General features: G+C 68.0%; 17 protein-coding genes. 8 read left to right on the top strand and 9 right to left on the bottom strand.

Features of this window, described 5'->3' with window-relative positions; genetic code table 11:
- Positions 1-702 (top strand): SGNH/GDSL hydrolase family protein, encoded by a 702-nt coding sequence (locus ACZ75I_RS03410; protein WP_134969204.1) that lies wholly within the window; start codon positions 1-3, stop codon positions 700-702.
- Between the two features lie 93 nt (positions 703-795).
- On the opposite strand, the gene ACZ75I_RS03405 is transcribed toward ACZ75I_RS03410, so the two are convergent.
- From ACZ75I_RS03405 to ACZ75I_RS03395, 3 genes are all read right to left on the bottom strand, one after another.
- On the bottom strand, positions 796-2,067 hold the full coding sequence (locus tag ACZ75I_RS03405) for a sensor histidine kinase (protein ID WP_154350247.1): 1,272 nt from the start codon (positions 2,065-2,067) through the stop codon (positions 796-798).
- Between the two features lie 153 nt (positions 2,068-2,220).
- Complete coding sequence (locus ACZ75I_RS03400) at positions 2,221-2,934, bottom strand: response regulator transcription factor (RefSeq protein ID WP_002811889.1); 714 nt, start codon at positions 2,932-2,934, stop codon at positions 2,221-2,223.
- Between the two features lie 87 nt (positions 2,935-3,021).
- A complete protein-coding gene (locus ACZ75I_RS03395; RefSeq protein ID WP_180866534.1) occupies positions 3,022-3,666 on the bottom strand; it encodes an arylesterase in 645 nt (214 codons plus the stop codon).
- A gap of 75 nt (positions 3,667-3,741) precedes the next feature.
- On the opposite strand from ACZ75I_RS03395, the gene ACZ75I_RS03390 reads away from it, so the two are divergent.
- On the top strand, positions 3,742-4,389 hold the full coding sequence (locus ACZ75I_RS03390; RefSeq protein ID WP_088497863.1) for an ABC transporter ATP-binding protein: 648 nt from the start codon (positions 3,742-3,744) through the stop codon (positions 4,387-4,389).
- A complete protein-coding gene (locus ACZ75I_RS03385) occupies positions 4,386-6,899 on the top strand; it encodes an ABC transporter permease (protein ID WP_472958707.1) in 2,514 nt (837 codons plus the stop codon). The genes ACZ75I_RS03390 and ACZ75I_RS03385 overlap by 4 nt, the downstream gene beginning before the upstream one ends.
- A gap of 101 nt (positions 6,900-7,000) precedes the next feature.
- On the opposite strand, the gene ACZ75I_RS03380 is transcribed toward ACZ75I_RS03385, so the two are convergent.
- The 5 genes from ACZ75I_RS03380 to ACZ75I_RS03360 all read right to left on the bottom strand — a co-directional run bounded on the left by ACZ75I_RS03380 (position 7,001) and on the right by ACZ75I_RS03360 (position 12,412).
- A complete protein-coding gene (locus tag ACZ75I_RS03380; protein WP_346476207.1) occupies positions 7,001-7,936 on the bottom strand; it encodes a DUF6607 family protein in 936 nt (311 codons plus the stop codon).
- 72 nt (positions 7,937-8,008) lie between these two features.
- The gene (locus ACZ75I_RS03375) at positions 8,009-8,608 is read right to left on the bottom strand and encodes a ChuX/HutX family heme-like substrate-binding protein (protein ID WP_180866549.1); all 600 of its coding nucleotides are present in this window, start codon (positions 8,606-8,608) and stop codon (positions 8,009-8,011) included.
- Between the two features lie 4 nt (positions 8,609-8,612).
- Entirely contained in the window at positions 8,613-10,805 is a 2,193-nt protein-coding gene (locus ACZ75I_RS03370; protein ID WP_472958706.1) for a TonB-dependent hemoglobin/transferrin/lactoferrin family receptor, read from the bottom strand.
- 153 nt (positions 10,806-10,958) lie between these two features.
- Entirely contained in the window at positions 10,959-11,153 is a 195-nt protein-coding gene (gene hemP, locus ACZ75I_RS03365) for a hemin uptake protein HemP (protein WP_005412278.1), read from the bottom strand.
- 287 nt (positions 11,154-11,440) lie between these two features.
- Positions 11,441-12,412 (bottom strand): aldo/keto reductase, encoded by a 972-nt coding sequence (locus ACZ75I_RS03360; RefSeq protein WP_180866559.1) that lies wholly within the window; start codon positions 12,410-12,412, stop codon positions 11,441-11,443.
- A 193-nt stretch (positions 12,413-12,605) separates the two neighbouring features.
- Here ACZ75I_RS03360 and ACZ75I_RS03355 point away from each other — a divergent pair, with 193 nt between their 5' ends.
- The 5 genes from ACZ75I_RS03355 to ACZ75I_RS03335 all read left to right on the top strand — a co-directional run bounded on the left by ACZ75I_RS03355 (position 12,606) and on the right by ACZ75I_RS03335 (position 17,510).
- Complete coding sequence (locus ACZ75I_RS03355; protein ID WP_072167869.1) at positions 12,606-13,904, top strand: NupC/NupG family nucleoside CNT transporter; 1,299 nt, start codon at positions 12,606-12,608, stop codon at positions 13,902-13,904.
- Positions 13,905-13,929: 25 nt separating this feature from the next.
- Positions 13,930-14,895 carry a ribokinase gene (locus ACZ75I_RS03350; RefSeq protein WP_010481872.1) on the top strand — a complete coding sequence of 322 codons (966 nt, stop codon included), beginning with the start codon at positions 13,930-13,932 and terminating at the stop codon, positions 14,893-14,895.
- A 149-nt stretch (positions 14,896-15,044) separates the two neighbouring features.
- Positions 15,045-15,476, top strand: coding sequence for a hypothetical protein (locus ACZ75I_RS03345; protein ID WP_061478370.1), 432 nt, complete (start codon positions 15,045-15,047; stop codon positions 15,474-15,476).
- A gap of 147 nt (positions 15,477-15,623) precedes the next feature.
- Entirely contained in the window at positions 15,624-16,619 is a 996-nt protein-coding gene (gene dusB / locus ACZ75I_RS03340) for a tRNA dihydrouridine synthase DusB (RefSeq protein WP_111200860.1), read from the top strand.
- A gap of 63 nt (positions 16,620-16,682) precedes the next feature.
- Positions 16,683-17,510 carry a methyltransferase domain-containing protein gene (locus ACZ75I_RS03335; protein WP_061478371.1) on the top strand — a complete coding sequence of 276 codons (828 nt, stop codon included), beginning with the start codon at positions 16,683-16,685 and terminating at the stop codon, positions 17,508-17,510.
- 57 nt (positions 17,511-17,567) lie between these two features.
- Here the strand turns inward: ACZ75I_RS03335 and ACZ75I_RS03330 are convergent, their stop codons facing one another.
- Entirely contained in the window at positions 17,568-18,635 is a 1,068-nt protein-coding gene (locus ACZ75I_RS03330; RefSeq protein ID WP_472958705.1) for a metal-dependent hydrolase, read from the bottom strand.
- Positions 18,636-18,663: the final 28 nt, after the last annotated feature.

Raw genomic sequence — 18,663 nt, 5'->3', positions numbered from 1 at the left:
ATGTCCCGTCGCCGTACCTGCCTGCTGATGCTGGGCCTGCTGACTGCCGCACCGCTGGCCCAGGCGCTGAGCCCGGCCGAGTCGCCGCGGGTGCCCGAACAGGTTTCCAACGTGGCCTGGGCCGGCGACATGGCCCGCTTCGCCGGCGCCGACCAGTCCAACCCGCCGCCGCGCGGTGGCATCGAGTTCATCGGCAGCTCCTCGATCCGCTTCTGGGAAAGCCTGGCCACCGACTTCCCTGGCCAGCCGGTGTTCAACCGCGGCTTCGGCGGCTCGGAAGTGCGCGACAGCACCTGGTACGCCGACCGCATCGTGGTGCCGTATGCGCCCTGCAAGGTGTTCTTCTACGCGGGCGACAACGACCTCAACAGCGGTCGCAGCCCCGTGCAGGTGCGCGACGACGTGGTTGCCTTCGTGCAGCGCGTGCATCGCGACCTGCCGAAGACCAGGGTGGAGTACCTGTCGATCAAGCCGAGCCCGTCGCGCGCGCACCTGCTGCCGGCGATCAACGAAGCCAACACGCTGATCAAGGCTGCACTGGCGAGACTGCCCAATACCGGCTTCACCGACATCTACACGCCGATGCTCGGCGCCGATGGCCAGCCGGACGCGACGCTGTTCCGCGAGGACATGCTGCACATGACCCCGGCCGGCTATGCGATCTGGACCAGGGCGCTGGCGCCGAAGGTCAACTGCAACTGAGGGACTGCGGACGCCGGGCATGGCCCGGCGCTACTGCAACCCCATCCACGCATGGCGTGGATCTACTGAATCACGGGCAATGGGGTCGGAGGATCAGCGGAACACCACCGTGGCCTCGGTGCCCTTGCCCGGCTCGCTGGCCAGGCTGACCTTCCAGCCGAAGCGGTCGCACAGCCGGCGCACGATCGACAGGCCCAGGCCGGTGCCCTGCGGACGGCTCGGCTCGGCGCGGTAGAACGGTTCAAACGCGCGCGACAGCGCCTCGGCGGACATGCCGATGCCGGTATCGCGCACCACCACCCGGTCATTGAGCACGTGCACGTCGATACGCCCTTCGTCGGTGTAGCTGCAGGCATTGCGCACCAGGTTGCTGACCACCACCTGCAGCACCCGCGGCGGTGCGTGCAGCTGTACCGGGCCTTCGCCGTGCAGGTGCACCGATACGGGCCGGTTGCCCAGCAGCTCGTTGGCGTTGTCCACCTCGTAGCGGACGATGTCGTTGACGTCGAACAGCTCGATCTGCGGTTCGACATCGGCCTCGCGGGCCAGGATCAGGAACGCGTCGATCACCGCTTCCATGTCACGGCCTGCACGCTGGATGCGCTGCAGGCTGCGGCGCAGGCGCGGCTGCAGGGTTTCATCGCCCAGGGCCATGTCGCTGGCCACGCGGATGACGGTCAACGGCGTGCGCAGCTCATGGCTGGCATCACGGGTGAAGTTGCGCTCGCGCGCCACGTGCGCGCTGACCCGGTTGGCCAGTGAATGCAGTGCGGCCGCCAGCTGGCGGGTCTCGCCCTGCATGTCCGCTGGCAGCTTGTTCGGCTCCAGATCGGCCGCTTCGGGGTGGCCCGGGTCCCAGCGCGAGACGCGCCGCGCCAGCCAGTTCACCGGCGACACCAGTCGCTTGGAGGCACGGTAGGTGACCCAGCTGGCGCCATACACCGCCAACAGGGTCAGCAGCACCGGCACGATGCCGAACCAGAACGCCAGCATCTCCGCGCGCGAGCGCAGGAACACCAGGTACAGGCGACCGGCGGGGCGCACGTCGACCAGCACCAGCTGGTCGTCCTGGGGCAGCTCGTGGAAGCCAGGCTCCAGGGTGCGCAGGTTGGCCGGCAATGACAGTGCCGACTGCCCGCTTTCCAGCAGGTAGCCGCGGATGTTGTGGGTGTTGGGCGGCGGCTGCACCGGCGACGCCTCGTGCAGCGTCCAGTAATAGGCCGCTTCCTCGCGCAGGGCGGCGCCGACCAGGCTGTGCTTGATCACCAGCGAGACCAGCCAGGCACCGAGCAGGATGCCCAGGCTGGCCAGGACTGCCTGCAGGATGAAGGCGATACGGATCTTGCGCGGCAGGCCGTGCGGCATTGCGGGGTCCCGGTCAGAGCGCTGCGATTATAGGCAGCGCGCTGCGCCGTCGTCGTGCACGGAGGATGACCGGCGGCAACGCCGGCCGGTCATCCGTGCCCGGTGCGGGGTCGTTGCCCGGCCGGGCCTGATGCTGCACAGGCCTGGCCCCGATCAGGCCATCGGCTGGGCAATATCGGCAATGCGGTAGCCGGCGCTCTGCACGGTGTGCAGCAGCGGACGGTCGAACGGCTTGTCGATGATCTTGCGCAGGTTGTACAGATGGCTGCGCAGGGTGTCCGAATCCGGCAGGCCATTGCCCCAGATCTCGCGTTCGATCTCCTGGCGGGTGACCACGCGCGGCGATTCGCGCATCAGGATGGTCAGCAGGCGCAGGCCGATCGGCGACAGCTGCAGCTCGGTGCCGGCACGGGTAGCCCGCATGCTGACCGGATCAAGGACCAGGTCGGCGACCTTCAGCACCTCCGAACCGACCTGGCGGCGTTCGCGACGGATCAGCGCGCGCAGGCGGGCTTCCAGCTCCTGGATCGCGAACGGCTTGGTCAGGTAGTCATCGGCGCCGAACCCGAGGCCGGTGAGCTTGTCGTCCAGCGTGTCGCGTGCCGTGAGCATCAGCACCGGCGTGGACTTGCGCGCATCGTTGCGCAGGCGACGGCACACTTCGATGCCATCCAGGCGCGGCAACATGAGATCGAGCACCACGACGTCATAGCTGTTCTCCGCCGCGAGGCGGTAGCCATCCAGGCCGTCCTGTGCATAGTCGACTTCGAAGCCGCGACCTTCCAGGTATTCCCCGATCATCTCGGAGATGTTGCGGTTGTCTTCGACCACCAGCACCAAGCCGGAGGTCTCCTTCGTCTGACGCATGTGATTCCCTCTAACTTCAGCTTTGTGAAACATGCCGGATCGACGGTGGACGCGATGTGAAGTTCCGTCAAGAGGTACACAAACGGTTCAGAGCAGCGGCCTGAGCAGCGGCCAGACGTTGTCCAGCACCTTCGGCTGCGCCTGCGCCGTGGGGTGCAGGCCGTCGGCCTGCATCATGCCCGGCTGCAGGGCCACGCCCTCCAGCAGGAACGGCAGCAGCGGCACCTTGTACTGCGTGGCCAGCGCCTTGTAGGCCGCGGCCAGGCGCTGGCGGTAGGCCGGTCCGTAGTTGGGGGGCACGTCGATGCCCAGCAGCAGCACCTTGGCGCCGGCCTTCTGGCTGGCCTGCACCATTTTTCCCAGGTTGCCCTGTACCTGCGCCGGGGTCAGCCCGCGCAGCGCGTCATTGCCGCCCAGCGCGATCACCACCACGGTCGGCTTCTCCCTGGCCAGCAGGCCCGGCAGGCGGGTCAGCGCGCCGGCGGTGGTTTCCCCGCTCATGCTGGCGTTGACGATGCGCGCCGGGGTTTTCGACTGCTGCCTGACCCGCTGTTGCAGCAAGCTGACCCAGCCGGCGTCGGCAGGGATATTGTGGGCGGCACTGAGGCTGTCGCCGAGCACCAGCACGGTGCCGGCCGGACCTTTGGCACAGGCCAGCCCCGGCAACAGCAGGAACCCTAGCAGCAGCACCATCATCGCGCCGGCTCGCCGGCTCCATCCCGTCTTGCACATTGGAGTCTCCTCATCGACAGCCTGTCCCCCCGCAGCGCGCCCGTCGCCATCGCCGTCGACCAGGTCGGCAAATCCGTGCAGGGCCCGGAGGGTGAAGTCCACATACTGGACAACATCACCCTGACCGTCCATGAAGGCACCAGCGCGGCCATCGTCGGCGCCTCCGGTTCGGGCAAGACCACCCTGCTCGGCCTGCTGGCCGGGCTGGACCTGCCCAGCCGCGGCCGCATTGCGCTGTCGGGCCAGGACCTGGGCGGCCTCGATGAAGAAGCGCGGGCCCAGCTGCGCGCGCGCGAGGTTGGCTTCGTGTTCCAGAGCTTCCATCTGCTGCCGGCGCTGACCGCCGCCGAGAACGTCGCGTTGCCACTGGAGCTGGCCGGGCGCGAGGATCGCGCGCGGGTCGATGAAGTGCTGGCCCAGGTCGGCCTCTCCCATCGTGCCCGCCACTACCCGCGCCAGCTGTCCGGTGGCGAGCAGCAGCGCGTGGCACTGGCGCGAGCCTTCGTCACCCGCCCGCGCATCCTGTTCGCCGACGAACCGACGGGATCGCTGGACCATGCCACCGGCCAGCACGTCAGCGACCTGCTGTTCGAACTCAACGCCGGCAGCGGCACCACCCTGGTACTGGTCACCCACGACCTGCGCCTGGCGCAGCGTTGCCAGTACATTCACCGCATCGATGACGGCCGCCTGCTGCCGGTCGAGCGTGGGGCACAGGCATGAACGTGCTGCGCCACGCGTGGCGCGCACTGCGCCGCGAGGCGCTGGCCGGCGACCTGCTGACCGTGTTCGCCGCACTGGTGCTGGGCGTGGCGGTGATGACCGCGGTGGGCACGCTGGTGAACCGGGTCAACCTGGCGCTGACCGGTAGCGCGGCGGAAATGCTCGGTGGCGATCTCGGCATCGCCGGGCGTGATGACCCGCCGCAGGCATTCGCCGACGAGGCACAACGGCGTGGACTGGCCTACACCCGCATCGCCAGCTTCGGCAGCGTGCTGTTCAACGGCGATGCCAGCCAGATGGCCAGCATCAAGGCGGTTCAGGCGGGCTATCCACTGCGCGGCACGCTGCGGGTACGGGCCACGCCCGGCGGTACGTTGATCACCGATGCCGGCATGCCACCCAAGGGCCAGGCCTATGCCGACCCACGCCTGCTGCAGGGGCTGGGGCTGAAGGCCGGCGATGATCTCGAGTTCGGCGCCGGCACGCTGCGCATCGCCGGCATCATCGAGGCCGAGCCCGACACCGGTGGCGACCTGCTGACGCTCTCCCCCCCCCTGCTGGTCAACCGCGCCGACGTGGACGGTACGGGACTGCTCGGCCCGGGCAGCCGCATCAACTACCGGCTGATGTTCGCCGGACCAGCCGATCAGGTTGCCGCGCTGCGCCAGTGGTTGCTGCCGCAGGTGAAAGGCCTGCGCCTGCTGAGCGTGGATGACACCCAGCGCGGCGTGCGCCAGGCCTTCGACCTGGCCGGGCGCTTCCTCGGCCTGAGCGCGCTGCTGGCGGTACTGCTGGCCGGCGTGGCCACGGCGCTGGCGGCCAACCGCTTCGCCCTGCGCCGCATCGACCAGGTGGCGATCCTGCGCTGCCTGGGTGCGCGCCAACGCGACATCCTGCTGGGCCTGGCACTGCAACTGCTGATGCTGGCGGTGCCGGCCTGTGCGCTCGGCATCGGCCTGGGCATGGCCGCGCAGGAAGGCCTGGTGCAGGTACTGGGCAGCCTGGTGCCGCAGCGCCTGCCGTTGCCCGAGGCGATGCCTGCGCTGACCGGCGCCGGCATCGGCCTGCTGCTGCTGTTCGGCTTCGGCCTGCCGCCACTGCTGCGCCTGCGCGGGGTACCGCCGATGCGCGTGCTCAACCGTTCCTTCGCCGCCCTGCCGCCGGCGTCGTTGCTGGCCTATGTGGCAGCGCTGGCGGCCAGCCTGCTGCTGGCGGTACAAGTCACCGGCGACCTGAAGCTGGCGCTGTGGGTGCTCGGCGGCCTGGCCACGCTGGCACTGGCCGCCGGCGTGGTCGGCTTCGTGCTGCTGCAGCTGCTGCGCGGCCTGCAGCACCGCCTGCACGGCCACTGGCGGCTCGGCCTGGCCGCGCTGACCCGGCGCCGGCTGCTCGCGGTGATGCAGCTGGTCGGGCTGTCGCTGTCGCTGTGCGCGCTGTTGCTGCTGGCAGTGACCGGCCCCGGCCTGCTGCAGCAATGGCGCGAGCGACTGCCTGCGGATACGCCCAACTACTTCCTGATCAACATCCAGCCCGAACAGCGCGACAGTGTGCTGGCCGCATTGCGTGGACTGGGCGCCGGCGACGCCAGCATCGAACCGATGGCGACCGGCCGCCTGATCGCGATCAACGGCAAGCCGCCGCTGCGCATAGACCGCGAGCCAGGACAGGACGGGCAACCGGCCCAGGGCGGCCAGCGCGATGACGATGACGAGAACCGGCCACTGAACTTCAGCTGGCGCAGCACCTTCCCGCCGGCCAATACGCTGGTCAATGGCACGTTCTGGAAAGCCGACAGCACCGCGCCGGAAGCTTCGGTGGAAATCGGCTGGGCCAAGCGTTACGGCGTGTACCCGGGCGATCGCATCACCATTGCAGTGGGCGAGCAGGAACGCGAGTTCACTGTCACCAGCGTGCGCAAGGCCGACTGGAACACCTTCCGGCCGAACTTCTTCGTGTTGCTGAACCCGAATGCGGTGGGCGACACCCCGCACAACCTGCTGTCGGCCTTCCATCTGCCGGCCGGCAAGGCGGCGGGCCTGGGCGAACTGGTACGCGCGCAGCCGAACCTGTCGCTGCTGGACGTGGATGCGGTGATTTCGCAGGTGCGCGATGTGATGGAGCGCGTGGCGCAGGCGGTGCAGCTGGTGATGGTGTTCAGCCTGCTGGCCGGCGTGCTGGTGCTGCTGGCCGCACTGCAGGCCACCGCCGGCGAGCGCCGCTACGACAGCGCGGTACTACGCACCCTGGGTGCGACCCGGCGCCAGTTGCGCGGTGCGGTACTGGTGGAGTTCGGCGCGCTGGGCACGCTGGCGGCGATGCTGGCAGTGGGCGCGGCCGCTGCGATCGGCGTGGCGGTCTCGCAGAAGGTGTTCGAGCTGCCATTGCTGCCGCCGTGGCCAGGGCTGCTGATCGGCGGCGTAGTCGGCATCGGTTTGAGCCTGTTGGCGGGTTGGTGGGGTACGCGGGCGATCCTGCATACGCCGCCGGCACTGGCGTTGCGCGAGGCCTGAGGCGGTTGCGCCTCCGGATGGCGTGCCGAGCAAGCCCGGCCCCACCGGCAGCCGGTGGATGCGGTGCCGGGTACGCCCGGCACCCATCTCCATCGCGGCGATCAGCCTTCCTTCGGCGCCTTTTCCACGTACTTGGCGAAGACCTCGTCGATCTGCGCGTCCTTCACCTGCTTGCCGGACTGGATCGCTTCGGCCTGGGTGAACAGCGGAATGATCATCGCCATGCCATCGAGCTTGGTCTTCAGGTGCACGCCCGGGGCCTGGCCGAGGAAGCCGTCCCAGCGCTGGCGCACCTTGGCCCAGTAGCCGGCAGTAGCCTTCCAGTAGCTGCGCGCCGGGGTGAAGTCGACCTCGGTTGTCTTGACGTAGTCGTTGAAGCCGAACTCGCGGGCGATCTCCACCTGGCTGCCGTCGGCGTTGCGCTGCACCTTGGTGTTGAACTGCTCGTGGGTCCAGCCATTGGGCGTGAGCGTGTGGCGGTTGACCACGGCCAGCGCGTTGTAGTCGCTGCGCTTGGTGTACTCGCGACGCGGCAACGGGCGCCAGCTCAGGTCGCTGGTCCAGCTCGGCACGTTGTTGGTGTACGTCCATTTGCCGGTGCCACAGTAGCGCGGTGCATCGCTCACTTCATACACGCACTGGGTCCAGGCGCCCTGGTTCACCGCTGCGGGAATGCGGCGTACCTGCCAGGTCTGGCCGGCGCTGAACTCGAAACGGCTGGGCGCTTCGTAGACCCAGTCCTGGCGCCAGTGCTTGGTGATGTGGCCGCTCTTCTCATCGAGCAACAGGTGCTGCAGCACGATGCGCTGCGGGGTGTCCTCGACCACGATGACCACTTCGCTGCCGCCGCTGCGCATCGCCGGCGCACGCTCGTAGCCGGGCTTGAGCAGCACGGTCTCGTCGAACGCGAAGTCGACGGTGTACTCGCCCTGCATGGCCAGGATGCTGTCGTGGTCGCGGGCGATGTCGGAGGGCTGCGCGCTGGCCACGCCGCTGGCAGCGAGCAGCAGCATGACGCTGGCTGTCTGGAACTTCATCGGGTCTTCCTTCGGGGTTGCAGGTTCGTTGAGAGGCCGTCCAGGGCCAACGGGCGTTCCATCAGGAGAGGGTCACAGGCGGATCAGCGGCAGGTCGCCGGGGATACGCGGTGCCGGCCGGCGCGCGGCGTCGGCGCAGCAGCAATCGTCGATCGCCAGCTCGCCTTCGGCACCTTCCAACCGTGCGATGCGACGCGCGGTGGCCGCGCCCAGCGAGGACAGGGTCGACAGGCTGGCCGCCAGGGTGCGGCCCTCGTCCGCGGCATGCAGGCGCAGCGTGCACAGGCGCCAGCGCTGGCCACCGAGGTGCCCGGCCAGGCGACGCCACAGGCGTTCGCCGACACTGCCATCGCGGTCGTGCTGCGGGCCCGGCGGCAGCGCCGCGACCAGCCGGTCCCAGGCCAGGAAATCGCTGTCGGGCATCAGGTACAGGCGCCACACGCAGCGGCCGCGGGCATCAAGGAAACACAGGCTTTCGCGTATGCCCTCGCTGTCCACGCCCTGGCAGGCGTGCACGCGCACCGCCTGGCGCCAGCCACCCAGCTCGTTGCCGTCGGCGTGGTACAGGCACAACACAGTGCCGAGCGTGGCCAGCTGTGCCGGGGTCGGCCAGGCCGCGCTGCCCTGCACGGCGATGGCGTCATTCCTGCGTGCGGACAAGGCTCGGCTCATGAGGTCACCAGGAAACGGCGAGGCTGGCGGAAAGGGTGCGGCCCGGGCTGGTGTAGCGATCCAGCACGCGGCTGGTCGGCGACAGCGTCGAACCCACGTTGGACCAATCGATGTAGCGCTTGTCGCCCAGGTTGAACACGCCGACGTTGAATGTCGCGCCCGGGGCGAAGTTCCAGTGCGCCATCAGGTCGGCCACGCCGTAGCCGGCCGGGCGGTACACCGCCGCTGCAGTGACGCGGTCCTTGCGCTTGACGAGGGTACCGGCCAGTTCGACGCCCCAGGCGTCGGTGTCGTACATCAGGCCGACGGTGCCGCGCAGCGGGTCGACCGAATCCAGCGGAGTGTCCTCGGTCTTGTTGTCACCGCGCGACCAGGCCACCGAGCTGCGCAGCGCCCAACCCTGGAGCGTCGGGTTGATCTGGCCGAAGTCAACGCCAGCCTTCAGTTCAGCACCGTAGATGCGCGCATCGGCGATGTTGCGCGACTGGAACACCATCAGGCCCTGCGCGTTGGTACCGACCAGCGACTGCGACTCGATGAAGTCCTTGTACTCGTTGTAGTAGCCGCTGACACTGACGTAGGCGGCCGGTGACAGGAAGCGCAGGCCCAGCTCCAGGCCGTCGCTGGTTTCCGGCTTCAGGTCCGGATTGGGGATGGCGGTGTAACCGAAGGCGAAGTTGGTGAAGCCCAGGTTGACGTCGTTGTACGGCGGCGAACGGAAACCATGCGAGTAGCCGGCGAACAGCGACCATTCGTCGGTGAAGCGATAGACCATGCCCAGCTTCGGCGAGACGCTGGTCTTGGTCAGCCTGGCCACCGCAACGCCGGGATTGTCGTCGGCGAAGATGCTGTCCACTTCCGGCTTCAGCTCGTAGCGATCCACGCGCACGCCCGGCACCAGCGACAGCTTGCCGCCGGACATGCGCATTTCATCCTGCGCATACAGGCCCAGCTCGGTGGTCTTGCTGATCGGGAAATCGCGTACCGGGAAGGCGTCGGGCAGGATGGTGGTGCTGGTCTGGCCATTGGCCAGAACCTGATAGCCATCGCGCTTCTGGCGGATCTCGGTACGCGCGCCTTCGAAGCCGTAGGTGAGCGCATGTTCGACACTGCCGGTGCTGAACGCCTTGTTGAATTGTGCCTGCAGGCCGTACACGCGCTGGTCGAAATTGAACTCGCGGTGGCGGCGGCTGCGGTTGGCGCGGTCTTCGTCGGTGATCTGGTTGGTCTCGCTGTGCTGGGTATACAGCTGCCAATGCAGGCTGTCGGCGAAGCCCTTGTCCAGCGCATCCATTTCATGGGCGAACGACACGCGGGTACGGTTCTGCGTGTCGCGCGCCTTCATGCCGGTGGTGGTGGTGCGGTCGATCGAGGACAGCACGTTGGTATCGGTGTTGTCTTCGTTGCCTTCCACGGTCAGGCGGAAACGCTGGTCCTCGCTCGGTGCATACACCAGCTTGGCCAGGCCACTGCGACCGTCGCGGTCCTGCGGGTTGGGCGCGGTACGGGTGTTGTCGAGGCTGCGCACATCGCCCTTGTTGCCGGTTTCCTGGCCCTGGCGATGGTTGATGTTGACCATGCCGCTCCAGTGTTCGCCGCCGAACGCGCCGGTCACGCCGCCGAGCAGGCCCTTCCACTCACCGTCGTAGCCGAACTTCAGGCCGACGTAGCTGTCCTTGCCATCCTTCAGGTAGTCGGCCGGATCCTTGGTGACGAAGGCCACCACCCCCCCGAGCGCGTCGGAACCGTACAGCGAGCTGGCCGGACCGCGCACGATCTCCACGCGCTTGAGCGTGTCCAGATCGGTGAAGTTGCGGTTGGCGTTGGAGAACGAGCCGATGTTGAAGCTGGTGGGCATGGCGATGCCATCGGTCTGCACGCGCACGCGGTTGCCGTCCAGGCCACGGATACGGATGCTGCCAAGGCCGAAGCGCGCGGCGCTGCGGCTGACCGACAGGCCCGGCTCGTAGCGCAGCAGATCCTTGATGTCCTGCACCAGGTGCCGGTCCATCTGCTCGCGGTCGATGACATCGACGGTGGCCGCCACGTCACTCACTGCCCGCTCGGTGCGGGTGGCGGTGACCTGCACGCGGTCGAAGTCGCGCGCATCGGGCGCGGCGGTGGCCGCGGCGGCAGCATGGGCGGACAGCGGGAGGGCCATCCAGACGGCGAGGCAAAGGGCGGTAGGGCGGGTCATCGGGTTCGTTCGGTCAGGCAGGGGAACCCCCGGTTACCGGCGCACCCGGGAGGTGCACGCGATAGACCGAGGGGGAGAGAGCGGGCGCGGACGGGTCGCCCACCCTGCCGGCGCTGCCGGCAGGAGGGAGGGAGGCGGGCGACCAGGCCGCGGTTACTTGGTCAGGATCAGCTTGTCGTTGCTGGTGTGCCGCAGGCGGTAGAAGCGGTCGCCGTGCTGGATCAGGATTTCACGACGGCCCTTGAGCAGGGCTTCGCTGTCGATCACCTCTTCCGGCGGAACGACACGGACCGGGCGATCGCGGAGGGTCAGCGTTTCGGGGCGCAGCAGTACAGGTTGAGCATTCATGAGCATCTGGACTCGTGCGAGGGACGAGTCAAATGATAATGATTCTCAGTTTACAATCAACAACCATTCTCAATTTGATTGACGTGATTGATGATCGAATTCGAAAATTCAATAGGTGTCATCAATCAAAAGATGGCGCGGCGCTTTTGTAGAGTCGAGCCATGCTCGACTGCTCCTGGCACCGTCGCCTGGAAACGCACGCGCTGCGCGCGGAGTCGAGCATGGCTCGACTCTACAAAGACCTGGTCAACCTGAAGTCCAACATGGCTCGACTCCGCAAAGGGCTGTCAGGCGAAGGCGGCCTCGACCTGCGCCCAGCCAGCCGCATCGACCTGCTCCAGCACCTCCAGCGCCTGCAGGTTCTGCAGCAGCTGGCTGACCCGGCTGGCGCCGAGGATCACGCTGGAGACGTTCGGATTGCGCAGGCACCAGGCAATCGCCAGCGTGGCCGGGGCGTGGCCCAGCTCACGCGCTGCTTCGCTGAAGCGGCGCACCTGGGCCAGGCGGGCCTCGGAGTCGTCACCCAGCACCAGCGCCTGCAGCCATTCCATGCCCTCGCGGCCCAGCCGCGCATCGGCCGGAATGCCCTGGTCGTACTTGCCGGTCAGCAGGCCCGAGGCCAGAGGCGAGAAGATGGTGGTGCCCAGGCCGGCACCGGCATACAGCGGCGCATACTCGACCTCGACGCGTTCGCGGTGCAGCAGGTTGTACTGCGGCTGCTCCATCGACGGGCCCTGCAGGTTGCGCGCTTCGGCGATGTCCAGCGCCTGCTGGATCTGCGCCGCCGACCACTCCGAGGTGCCCCAGTAAAGGATCTTGCCCTGCCGTACCAGGGTATCCATGGCGTGCACGGTCTCGGCGATCGGCGCGTCCGGATCCGGGCGATGGCAGTAATAAAGGTCCAGGTAGTCCACCCGCAGGCGCTTGAGCGCGGCATGGCAGGCGTCGGTCACATGCTTGCGCGACAGGCCGCGCTGGGTCGGCCGTGGGTCCCTGGCGCTGCCGAAGAACACCTTGCTGGAGACACAGATGCCGTCGCGCGGCAGGCGCAGGTCGGCGATCACATCGCCCATCACCTGTTCGGCGCGGCCGTTGGCATAGCCCTCGGCGTTGTCGAAGAAGTTGACGCCGTGGTCCCAGGCGGCAGCCACCAGGTTGCGGGCCTCGTCGCGTGGGATCTGGTCACCGAAGGTCACCCAGGCGCCGAAGGACAGGGCGGAAATCGGCAGGCCGGTGGAGCCCAGGCGGCGGTATTGCATGCGAATCTCCTGCTGCGGGCCCGCATCCGGGCCGGGATCGAGCCCCATTCTACCTGCCGCCGCCGGCCGCAAGCCCTTGCCGTTGCTGGCCTGATCGGTACCGATGGGCGCGCGCACGCTGCTTTTTCTTGCCCCGGCCCCTGCCCTGCACTAGGCTTCCCGTTTTTCGCGACGCCCCAGGGGAGTCACTCACATGGTCGAAGGTTTGGGCAGGATCGGCTTCGGCCTGTTCGGGTTGGCGGTGCTGATCGGCATCACCTGGTTGTTTTCCAACAACAAGCGTGCGGTTGACTGGAAGCTGGTTGCCACCGGTATCACCCTGCAGATCGCCTTCGCGGCGCTGGTGATCCTGGTGCCGGGCGGGCGCGACGTGTTCGATGCGCTGGGCAAGGGCTTCGTCAAGGTCCTGAGCTTCGTCAACGAGGGTTCGGGCTTCATCTTCGGCTCGTTGATGGACACCAAGAACTACGGCTTCATCTTCGCCTTCCAGGTGCTGCCGACCATCATCTTCTTCTCGGCGCTGATGGGGGTCATGTACCACCTCAACGTCATGCAGGCGATCGTGCGCGTGATGGCCTGGTCGATCACCAAGGTGATGCGCGTGTCCGGCGCGGAAACCACCAGCGTCTGCGCCAGCGTCTTCATCGGCCAGACCGAGGCGCCGCTGACCGTGCGCCCGTACATCGCCAGGATGACCCAGTCCGAGCTGCTGACCATGATGATCGGCGGCATGGCCCACATCGCCGGCGGCGTGCTGGCGGCCTACGTGGGCATGCTCGGCGGTGGCGACCCGGTGCAGCAGGCCTTCTACGCCAAGCACCTGCTGGCGGCGAGCATCATGGCCGCACCGGCCACCCTGGTCGTGGCCAAGCTGCTGATTCCGGAAACCGGCACCCCGCTGACCCGCGGCACGGTGAAGATGGAAGTCGAGAAGACCTCCAGCAACATCATCGACGCGGCCGCTGCCGGTGCCGGTGACGGCCTGAAGCTGGCGCTGAACATCGGCGCGATGCTGCTGGCCTTCATCGCCCTGATCGCACTGCTGAACGCCCCGCTGACCTGGATCGGCGATGTGACCGGCCTGGCCGCTGCCATCGGCAAGCCGACCAACCTGTCGACCATCTTCGGTTACGTGCTGGCCCCGATTGCCTGGGTGATCGGTACCCCGTGGGCTGATGCCACCACCGTCGGTTCGCTGATCGGCCAGAAGGTCGTGATCAACGAGTTCGTGGCCTACACCGAGCTGTCGCAGATCGTGAACGGCCAGGTGGCGGGCGTGAGCCTGTCCGACGAAGGTCGCCTGATCGCCACCTACGCGCTGTGCGGCTTTGCCAACTTCAGCTCGATCGCGATCCAGATCGGCGGCATCGGCGGCCTGGCGCCGGAACGTCGCCACGATCTGGCCAAGTTCGGCCTGCGCGCGGTGTTGGGCGGTACCATTGCCACCTTCATGACGGCGACCATCGCCGGCGTGCTGACGCACTTCAGTTGAACCCCTGGTTGAGAAAAGATTTCCTATGAGCAGCAGTGTCGTTGTCGTCGGTTCCTTCAATGTCGATCACGTGTGGCGGTGCGAGTCGCTGCCGGCACCGGGTGCGACCATTGCCGGCCGCTACAGCACCGGCCCCGGTGGCAAGGGCTTCAACCAGGCGGTCGCGGCCTGCCGCGCCGGCGCCGACACGCACTTCGTGTGCGCGCTGGGCGATGACGCCGGTGGCGCCACCGCGCGCGAACTGGCCGCGCAGGATGGCTTCGGCCTGATTGCCGAAGCCAGCAGCGAGCCGACCGGCACTGCGGGCATCTATGTGGACGCGCGCGGCCGTAACACCATCGTGATCGGCCCGGGCGCCAACGCCGCGCTCAGCACCGACTTCCTGCAACAGCAGCAGGCATTGCTGACCGGCGCCAAGGTGGTGCTGGTACAGCTGGAATCGCCGGTGCAGACCATCGAAGCGGCGCTGGCCACGGCCCGCGAGGCCGGTGTCACCACCGTGCTCAACACCGCACCGGCCGACGCGCCCTCGACCATCGGCCTGCTCAAGCTGGCCGATGTGATCACCCCGAACGAGACCGAGTTCGCCGCGCTGCTCGGCCGCCATGTCGGTGAGCGCGTGGATGCCAACGATGTCGCCGCGCTGGATGGCGCCAGCCTGCATGCGCTGTGCCGCAAGCTGGTCGGCAACGGTACCGTGGTGGTGACACTGGGTTCGGTGGGCGTGTTCGTCTCGCATGCCGACGAGAACCTGCGCGGCGATACCCAGCCGTACTACCGCGTCGGCGCCGAGCAGGTGCAGGCGATCGACACCACCGGTGCCGGTGATGCCTTCAACGGTGCGCTGGCCGCGTCGCTGGCGCAGGTGGCCGACGCCCCGTTCGCCCGCCACGTGCGCTTTGCCAATCAGTTCGCCGGTCGCTCGACCGAGAAGGAAGGCGCTGCAGCGGCGATGCCGCGCTTCACCCCGGCCGACGCCGAAGCCAAGTAATTCCACGCCACGCGTGGATGACAAGGCCCGGGTGCACAGGCACCTGGGCCTTTCTTTTGCACATTGCCCAGCCCCTGCGACCGCCTGTCGCATTGCCCACATCCTGCCCCTCGCTCACGATCCGCGCAGCTTCCTTGCACGGGCAGGACATGGACGGATTCCCCTGGTTGCTGGTCGCGGCCGCAGGCAGTGCCGCTGCGGCGCTGCTGCATATCGGCTGCATCGCCTTCGGCGCCGCGTGGTACAGGTACTTCGGTGCCGGCCAGCGCGTGGTCCGGCTCGCGCATGCGGGGCACTGGTGGCCACCGCTGATGACCGCCGGCATCACTGCCGTGCTGGTGGCCTGGACCCTGTACGCACTGGCCGCCGCGGGCTGGCATTCGCCGCTGCCGGCCAGCCGCCTGGTCCTGCCCGCCATCGCTGCCTTGCTGCTGCTGCGCGCCGCGATGGGCTTCGGCCTGGCGCTGTTCCGGCCGGGGTACAACGGCCGGCGCTTCTGGGTGGTCAGTTCGCTGGCCTGCCTGGGCCTGGGGCTGGCCTTCGCCCTGGGTACCCGCCAGGCCTGGCAGAGCCTGGGTTAGCCACCTACCATCGCCCGCCCTTGGGGGCGGCGGAAGCAACCGTCAAGCATCTGCTGATGCCGGTACGGCATGAGGTCGGTGCCGATCGGCCTGAACCCGGGGCCCGCCGACACCGCCCAGGCCGCGCCCGCGCTCTACAATGGGCGCATGCAGATCGGCCCGTACACCATTGCCCCCAACGTCGTGCTGGCGCCCATGGCCGGCGTCACCGACAAGCCCTTCCGCCTGCTGTGCAAACGGCTGGGCGCGGGACTGGCCGCCTCGGAAATGACCATCAGCGACCCGCGCTTCTGGAACACGCGCAAGTCGATCCACCGCATGGACCATGACGGCGAACCGGCACCGATCAGCGTACAGATCGCCGGCACCGAGCCGCAGCAGCTGGCCGAGGCCGCGCGCTACAACGTCGACCACGGCGCGCAGATCATCGACATCAACATGGGCTGCCCGGCCAAGAAGGTGTGCAACGCCTGGGCCGGCTCGGCGCTGATGCGCGACGAGCAGCTGGTGGCGCGCATCCTCGAAGCCGTGGTCAACGCGGTGGACGTGCCGGTCACGCTGAAGATCCGTACTGGCTGGGATTGCGACCACCGCAATGGCCCGGTCATTGCCCGCATTGCCGAAAACAGCGGCATCGCCGCGCTGGCCGTGCACGGCCGCACCCGCGACCAGCATTACACCGGCCAGGCCGAATACAGCACCATTGCCGAGATCAAGGCCGCGCTGCGCATTCCGGTGATCGCCAACGGCGATATCGATTCGCCGCAGAAGGCCGCCTACGTGCTGCAGCAGACCGGCGTGGACGCGGTGATGATCGGCCGTTCCGCACAGGGCCGGCCGTGGATCTTCCGCGAAGTGGCGCATTACCTGGCCACCGGCGAGGAACTGCCGCCGCCATCGCTGGCGGAAGTGCGCGACATCCTGCTCGGCCACCTGCATGCGCTGCACGCGTTCTACGGCGAACCGCAGGGCGTGCGCATCGCGCGCAAGCACCTGGGGTGGTATGCCAGGGACCGGCCGGAGAATGCCGCTTTCCGTGCGGTGGTCAACCGTGCCGAAGACCCGCAGAGCCAGATCGCGCTGACCACCGAGTACTTCGACCGCCTGATTGCCGGGGAACCGGCGCTGCCTTCGGCGGCCTGACCGCACTGCCGCGTCACAACGTCGAGCCTGCTCGACCGAATTGAACTCCCAGAGCCCGCCTCCATGACCCCGCCGATCTCCTCTCCGACCTACCTGCACGGGTTTTCCGGCACCGAACAGCAGCGCCTGATGACCCAGGCGCGCCTGCTGGAATCGAGCATCTTCGGCCAGATCGACTACAGCGGTGCACGGCGCCTGCTGGAAGTCGGCAGCGGCGTCGGTGCGCAGACCGAGATCCTGCTGCGCCGCTTCCCCGAGCTGCACGTGACCGGCGTGGACCTGAGCGAGACCCAGCTGGCCACCGCGCGCGAGAACCTGGCGCGCACCCCGTGGTGCAGCGACCGCTACACCCTGCAGCAGGCCGATGCCGGCGAACTGCCGTTCGAGGCCCGCAGCTTCGATGCGGCCTTCCTGTGCTGGGTGCTGGAACACGTCCCCTCCCCTGCCCGCGTGCTGAGCGAAGTGCGCCGCGTGCTGGCACCGGGTTCGCCGGTCTACATCACCGAAGTGATGAATGCCTCGTTCCTGCTCGACCCGTACTCGCCGCACATCTGGCGTTACTGGATGGCCTTCAATGACTTCCAGTACGACCATGGCGGCGATCCGTTCGTCGGCGCCAAGCTGGGCAACCTGCTGCTGGCCGGTGGCTTCCGCGACGTGCATACCGAGATCAAGACCATCCACCTGGACAACCGCGAACCGGCGCGTCGCAAGACCATGATCGCGTTCTGGGAGCAGCTGCTGCTGTCGGCGGCCGACCAGCTGCTGCAGGCCGGCTCGGTGGACGAGGACACCGTGGAAGGCATGCGCCGCGAGTTCCGCCTGGTGCAGAACGACCCGAATGCGGTGTTCTTCTACTCGTTCGTGCAGGGCCGCGCCACGGTGTATTGAGCCGGTGTTCTGCTGCCGATTGAGGGCGTAGAGCCACGCCATGCGTGGATCCACTGATCAATGCACGGCGGTGTGGTCGGCCGCGCCCGGCGCCGCCGCCGGCTCCTGCCAGATCCGCTGCCACATCGCGGCCAGCCGGCGACCTGCGTCGGCGCGCGCGGCCGGGCTGCTGTAATCCACTCGCACCTGCTCGGGTGTTATCGGCCGCCACTGCCCGTCGGCCTGCTCAGCCACCACGAAGTTGAAGGTGTAGTCCGGCTCCAGCCCCATGCGCAGGTCACTCAGCACCAGCCGGCCGTCCACGACCTGCGCACGCATGAAACCTCGGTTGAACCACTGCAGCCGCTGCACGGTGGGAATTGCAGACGCTTCGCGCAGTGCCTGCACGTTGGACGGACGGCCCTCGAAGTGCATCGGCCCATGGTCGGCCAGCAGCGAGCGGTCAGCCACCACGTAGCCGCTGGGTGTCATCGCCACCACCCGCCACAGCAGGGTGTTGAACGGCATCGGCACCGAGAAGCGCGGCGCATCGCCCAGGCCCATCGCGGCCAGGCTCTGCTGCGCGGCCCGATCGACCTGCGCCTTGGCGATCAGCCCCCAGCCCAGGTAGCCACTGCTGAGCAGCAACGCCGCGCCCAGCACCTTGCCCGCCCAGGGCCGCGCACGACCGAACCAGGCCAGCACGCAGCCCAGCAGCAGCCACACCGTGTAGCCGGGGTCGATGATGAAGACGCTGGAGCCCATGGTTGGGTGTGGCCGCAGCGGCCACCACAACTGGGTACCGTAGACGGTGAACGCATCCAGCACGGGATGGGTAACCAGCGCCAGCTGGATCGCCCAGAACCAGCGCAGCGGTGAATGCGCGACCCGGCCGTTGCCGAAGCGCTTGAACAACCACCAGATCAGTGCGGCCACCCAGGGCAGCACCAGCAGCGAATGGCTGAAGCTGCGGTGTTCGGTCATGTTCGCCACCGGGTCGGCCGCAGTGAAGCCAAGCCACAGGGCGTCGAGGTCCGGCAGGGTGCCGAGCGCGGCACCGGCCAGCAGGGCCGCGCGGCGATGGCCGGGCGGAGCGATGGCAGCAGCGACTGCGCCACCGAGCACGATCTGGGTCAATGAATCCATGGGCCGATGCTAGCGGCTTGCGCGCGGT

The sequence above is a fragment of the Stenotrophomonas sp. X genome (genome assembly GCF_055721025.1).
The sequence above is the reverse complement of the archived record's forward strand: the minus strand, read 5'-3'. Positions and strand labels throughout refer to the sequence as shown.

Coding starts and splice junctions, on each gene's coding strand:
- ACZ75I_RS03395 (WP_180866534.1), bottom strand. CDS start 3,666: ATGTGCAAGACGGGATGGAGCCGGCGAGCCGGCGCGATGATGGTGCTG.
- ACZ75I_RS03405 (WP_154350247.1), bottom strand. CDS start 2,067: ATGCCGCACGGCCTGCCGCGCAAGATCCGTATCGCCTTCATCCTGCAG.
- ACZ75I_RS03355 (WP_072167869.1), top strand. CDS start 12,606: ATGGTCGAAGGTTTGGGCAGGATCGGCTTCGGCCTGTTCGGGTTGGCG.
- ACZ75I_RS03385 (WP_472958707.1), top strand. CDS start 4,386: ATGAACGTGCTGCGCCACGCGTGGCGCGCACTGCGCCGCGAGGCGCTG.
- ACZ75I_RS03360 (WP_180866559.1), bottom strand. CDS start 12,412: ATGCAATACCGCCGCCTGGGCTCCACCGGCCTGCCGATTTCCGCCCTG.
- ACZ75I_RS03335 (WP_061478371.1), top strand. CDS start 16,683: ATGACCCCGCCGATCTCCTCTCCGACCTACCTGCACGGGTTTTCCGGC.
- ACZ75I_RS03330 (WP_472958705.1), bottom strand. CDS start 18,635: ATGGATTCATTGACCCAGATCGTGCTCGGTGGCGCAGTCGCTGCTGCC.
- ACZ75I_RS03350 (WP_010481872.1), top strand. CDS start 13,930: ATGAGCAGCAGTGTCGTTGTCGTCGGTTCCTTCAATGTCGATCACGTG.
- ACZ75I_RS03400 (WP_002811889.1), bottom strand. CDS start 2,934: ATGCGTCAGACGAAGGAGACCTCCGGCTTGGTGCTGGTGGTCGAAGAC.
- hemP (WP_005412278.1), bottom strand. CDS start 11,153: ATGAATGCTCAACCTGTACTGCTGCGCCCCGAAACGCTGACCCTCCGC.
- ACZ75I_RS03380 (WP_346476207.1), bottom strand. CDS start 7,936: ATGAAGTTCCAGACAGCCAGCGTCATGCTGCTGCTCGCTGCCAGCGGC.
- ACZ75I_RS03370 (WP_472958706.1), bottom strand. CDS start 10,805: ATGACCCGCCCTACCGCCCTTTGCCTCGCCGTCTGGATGGCCCTCCCG.
- ACZ75I_RS03345 (WP_061478370.1), top strand. CDS start 15,045: ATGGACGGATTCCCCTGGTTGCTGGTCGCGGCCGCAGGCAGTGCCGCT.
- ACZ75I_RS03410 (WP_134969204.1), top strand. CDS start 1: ATGTCCCGTCGCCGTACCTGCCTGCTGATGCTGGGCCTGCTGACTGCC.
- ACZ75I_RS03375 (WP_180866549.1), bottom strand. CDS start 8,608: ATGAGCCGAGCCTTGTCCGCACGCAGGAATGACGCCATCGCCGTGCAG.
- dusB (WP_111200860.1), top strand. CDS start 15,624: ATGCAGATCGGCCCGTACACCATTGCCCCCAACGTCGTGCTGGCGCCC.